General features: G+C 74.5%; 4 protein-coding genes. 3 read left to right on the top strand and 1 reads right to left on the bottom strand.

Annotated features, from left to right (window positions below):
- Positions 1-290: arsenate reductase/protein-tyrosine-phosphatase family protein (locus HUW36_RS26985; RefSeq protein ID WP_484502604.1), on the bottom strand; the 290-nt coding region annotated here is incomplete at its 3' end.
- A 144-nt stretch (positions 291-434) separates the two neighbouring features.
- On the opposite strand from HUW36_RS26985, the gene HUW36_RS26980 reads away from it, so the two are divergent.
- From HUW36_RS26980 to HUW36_RS26970, 3 genes are all read left to right on the top strand, one after another.
- Positions 435-1,679, top strand: a complete 1,245-nt coding sequence (locus HUW36_RS26980; RefSeq protein WP_174530714.1) for a glycosyltransferase family 4 protein — start codon at positions 435-437, stop codon at positions 1,677-1,679.
- Positions 1,680-1,776: 97 nt separating this feature from the next.
- Entirely contained in the window at positions 1,777-3,561 is a 1,785-nt protein-coding gene (locus tag HUW36_RS26975; RefSeq protein WP_174530713.1) for a DUF4012 domain-containing protein, read from the top strand.
- Positions 3,562-3,574: 13 nt separating this feature from the next.
- Positions 3,575-4,189, top strand: a complete 615-nt coding sequence (locus HUW36_RS26970) for a hypothetical protein (RefSeq protein ID WP_174530712.1) — start codon at positions 3,575-3,577, stop codon at positions 4,187-4,189.
- Positions 4,190-4,253 lie beyond the last annotated feature (64 nt).

Below are 4,253 nucleotides of genomic sequence, written 5' to 3'. Positions count from 1 at the left end.
GGGGCCAGCGCGGTGCAGGCCGAGCGTTGCCGCCGGGTCGCGGTCAGCACCAGCTCCGCCCCGGCCAGGTGCTCCGGCCGCAGGCGCCGGGTGCGGAACGCCGTCACGTCGGCGCCGGTGCCGGCGGCCACCTCGACGGCGTACGGGTGCATGGCAGCGCCGTCGATCGCGTCGGTCCCGGCGCTCGTCACCACCACCGGGAGGTCGGCCAGCAGCCGGCGGGCGATGAACTCGGCCATCGGGGACCGGCACATGTTCGCGTGGCAGACGAAGAGCACCCCGTCGACCATCTGCACCCCTCTCGTCGGCGCGGTCGCGGGACACGGTGCCGCGACCGCGTTCTTCCGGCGGTCACGGCCGGACGCAGAGGGGATGCCGGCATCGTACGCCCCGGGGGCGCCGGTGGTGCGGCAGGCCGCGCCGGGAGCGCGGCGATGAAGATCGGCATCCTGTCGTACCACTTCCCGCCGGAGCCGGCGTTCGTCCCGGGCAGCCTGGCCGAGGAGCTGGCGGCCCGGGGCCACGAGGTCCGGGTGCTCACCGGTTTCCCGGACTACCCGGGCGGGCAGGTCTATCCGGGTTGGCGACAACGTTGGCGGCACCAGACGTACAGCGAGCGGCTGACCGTCCGGCGGGTGCCCCGGTACGCCCGCGGCGACGCCTCGCCCGGGGCGCGCCGGGCCGCCTGGCTCTCCTTCGCCGGCAGTGCCTCGCTGGCCGGCCGGCGCTACCTGCGTGACGTCGACGCGCTCTACGTCTTCCAGCTCCCGGCGGTGACCTTCGCCGCGGCGGGTCTGCTGCGGCTGCTCGGCCGGGTGCCGACGGTGCTGCACGTGCAGGACGTCTGGACGCAGGAGGAACCGCCCCGGCCGGGGGAGAGCCGGCTCCGGTCGGACCGGTTCGACGCGAGCCTGCGCCGGCTCTACCGGGAGGCCGCCGCGGTGGCGGTCACCGCACCGTCCATGCGCGACCTGGTGGTCGCCGCCGGGGCCCGGCCGGACCGGGTGCGCACGGTGCTCAACTGGACCGACGAGCGCATCTTCCGCCCGGCCGAGCCCGGGCCCGCGGCCCGCCGCCTGATCCGCCGGGACGACCGCTGCCTGGTCATGCACGCCGGCACGATCGGCGTACGGCAGGGCCTGGAGACCGGGGTCCGCGCGGCGGCCGCGCTGGGCGACCGGATGGACCTGGTGCTCGTCGGTTCCGGTGGCGAGGAGCGGCGGGTGCGGGGGCTCGCCGCCGAGCTGGGCGCCGACAACGTCCGGTTCGTCGAGTGGCGGTCCCCGATGGACATGCCGCAGTTGTACGCGTCCGCCGACTACCAGCTCGTCATGCAGCGCGACGCGCCGGAGCTGCGCGGCACCGTTCCGGGCAAGCTGCAGGCCGCGTTCTCCTGCGCCGCGCCGGTGGTCGCCTCGACCGGCGGTGACACCGCCGAGCTGGTGGAGCGGGCACGCGCCGGGCTGTCCTGCCCGCCGGAGGACTGGGCCGCGCTGGCCGACCGGTTCTGGCTGGCCGCCGCCATCCCGCGGGCCGCCCGGACGGAGATGGGCCGGCGCGGCAGGGACGCCTACCTGCGGGAGATGTCTCTGCGGGCCGGGGTGGACCGGATCGAGGCGCTGCTGCACGAGGTGACGAGCGGTGCGGCCAGGCGAACAAACCTCGCACTGGATCGTTAATCCCGCAGAACTACCAATAGGCCTATGAAAGCGGCCTATTCGTGCTAGAAAGCAGTTCATGCGCTCGGTGTCCGATTCGACACATAGGGGGAATGTGGTGACGGAAGGCGGTGCTTCGCCGGGCCGGCGACGGCGCTCGCGACGGCGCAGCCGGACCCGGGTCCGCCGGGTCCTGCTCGTCGGTCTGGTCGTCGTCTCGGTGCTGCTGACCACCGGCGGCTGGGTCGCGTTCCGGGGCTGGCAGGCCCGCGCCCACCTGGTGAACGCCGCGGGACTCGCCCGGGAGCTCAGCTCCCAGGTGCTCGCCGGCGACGTGGCCCGCGCCCAGCGGACCCTCGCCGCGTTGCAGGAGCAGGCCACCGCCGCGCGCGGCGCGACCGGGGACCCGGTCTGGTGGGTGGGCCAGCAGGCGCCGTACGCGGGCGACGACCTGACCGCGGTGCGGCAGATCTCGGTGGCGGTGGACGATCTGGCCCGGCTGGCCTTCCCCACCCTCCTGCGGGTGGACCTCGCGTCGCTGGTGCCGAAGCAGGGCAAGCTCGACCTGAACCGGCTGCGCGCGGTCTCGGCCGAGGTCTCCGCCGCCGACCAGGCGGTCCGGCGGACGGCGGAGACGCTGACGGCCGTCCCGACCGCCGACCTGGTGGCACAGGTGCGGGACGCGGTCACCGCGCTGCGGGCGGAACTGGAGCAGTTGGGCGAACTCACCTCCGCCGCGGACCGCGGCGCCCGCCTGCTGCCGCCGCTGCTCGGTGCCGACGGCCCGCGCACCTACCTGCTCGTCTCGCAGAACCCGGCCGAGCTGCGCTCCACCGGAGGCATGTTCGGCGCCTACGCCGTGCTGCGGGCGGAGGGCGGCCGGGTCCGGATGGTCACCCAGGGCAGCTCGACCGAGTTGGGACGCTTCGATCCGCCGTTGAAGGTGGACCCGGAGGTGCGTCGGCTCTGGGCGGACCTGCCGGGGATCTATCCGGCCGACGTCAACCTCAGCCCGGACTTCCCGTCGGCCGCCGAGTCCTACCGCGAGATGGTGCGTCGTCGCACCGGGACCACCGTCGACGGCGTGCTCGCCGTGGACCCGGTGGTGCTGTCCTACCTGCTCGGCGTGATCGGCCCGGTCGCCGTGCCCGACGGGCCCGCGCTGGTCGGCAGCACCGCGGTGCGGACGCTGCTCGCCGACTCGTACCGGGACCTGGACACCAAGGCCCAGGACGAGTTCTTCAGCCGGGCCGCCTCGGGCGTGTTCGACGCGCTGTTCACCAAGACGGTCGACCCGCGGTCACTTTTGACCGTTTTCAGCCGTTCAATCGCTGAACGTCGGATATTGTTCTGGAGTGCCCGATCCGAGGAGCAGCGCGCGTTGGCCGACAGCCGGCTGGCCGGGCAGCTCCCGGAGAAGGACATCGTGCCGACGGTCGGCGTGTTCCTCAACGACGGCAGCGGCGCGAAGCTCGGCTACTACCTGAGATTCTCGGCCACGCTCACGGTCGGCGACTGCCAACCGGACGGCCGCCGCGAACTGCGGCTGCGGGTCACGGTGCGCTCCACCGCCCCGCGGTCGGGACTGAGCAAGTCGGTCACGGGCCTGGCCATGTCCGGCGACAAGTACACAGCACGCACCTTCGTCTCGGTGCACACGCCCACCGGCGGCGCGGTCCTCACCGGCCGGCTCGACGGGCGGGACACCGCGATGGGCAGCGGAACCCACGGCCGCCGTCAGGTGGCGGTGGCGACCGTCGAGGCCAAGCCGGGGCAGACCCGGACCCTCGACGTCACGCTGCTCACCGGCCAGACCGCCGCCGGCACCGCCGACCTGGTGCTCACACCCACCGTCACCCCATGGACCACCCGAACAGTCAACGCACCAAGCTGTGAACAGTAGGAGGGAATCCATCATGCGGCTATCCCGCATCATCATGGCGCTCACGGTCGGCCTGGCCGTGGCGGCCGCGCCGACCGCGGCCGGCGCGGCGCAGCCGCAGCCCCCGTACGTGCCGCCGGGCGCGGCGCTGACGGTGACAGCCACGACCATCCGGCTGGGCGAGAGCTTCACGCTCCGCGGCACCGGCTTCCTGGCCGGCGAGACGGTGCGGATCGACGTCGCCATCTCGAACCTCCCGGCCGCGGCCCCCGCCCAGGGGACCGCGCGGCGCAGCGACGGCAGCACGGTGGCGATGGCCCCGGTCGCGTTCACTCCCGAGCTCGCCCCGCAGCCGGCGCCGACCACCTTCACGGTGACGGCCGACGGCGACGGTGCCTTCACGGTGCAGTACCGGCCGACCCGGCCCGGTCGCTACACGTTCACCGCCACCGGTCTCACGTCGGGACGGGTCGCCAGTGCCGTCGGCACCGTGCTCCCGCCGCGGCCGACCCGGCCGCCGCACCACGGCGGTCTGCCGGTCACCGGTGACAGCATCGGCACGCCGCTGAAGCTCGGTGGTGGCCTCGCCGCCGCCGGCGCGGTCCTGCTGCTGGCCTCCCTGGCCTGGCGCCGCCGCCGCCTCGGCTGACCGAGGTGCGCCGGGGGAGCACCCCGGCCGATCGCGAGTGCCCGCCGGACCCGCTCCGGCGGGC

Origin of the sequence: Micromonospora maritima, from assembly GCF_902825405.1 — a bacterium.
In the GTDB taxonomy this organism is placed as follows: Bacteria; Actinomycetota; Actinomycetes; order Mycobacteriales; family Micromonosporaceae; genus Micromonospora; species Micromonospora maritima.
Note: the sequence above shows the minus strand (reverse complement) of the source record. Positions and strands in the feature narration are given on the sequence as shown.

Bases quoted from the DNA above. Each gene is read 5' to 3' on its own strand.
- HUW36_RS26970 (WP_174530712.1), top strand. From the start codon at position 3,575: ATGCGGCTATCCCGCATCATCATGGCGCTCACGGTCGGCCTGGCCGTG.
- HUW36_RS26980 (WP_174530714.1), top strand. From the start codon at position 435: ATGAAGATCGGCATCCTGTCGTACCACTTCCCGCCGGAGCCGGCGTTC.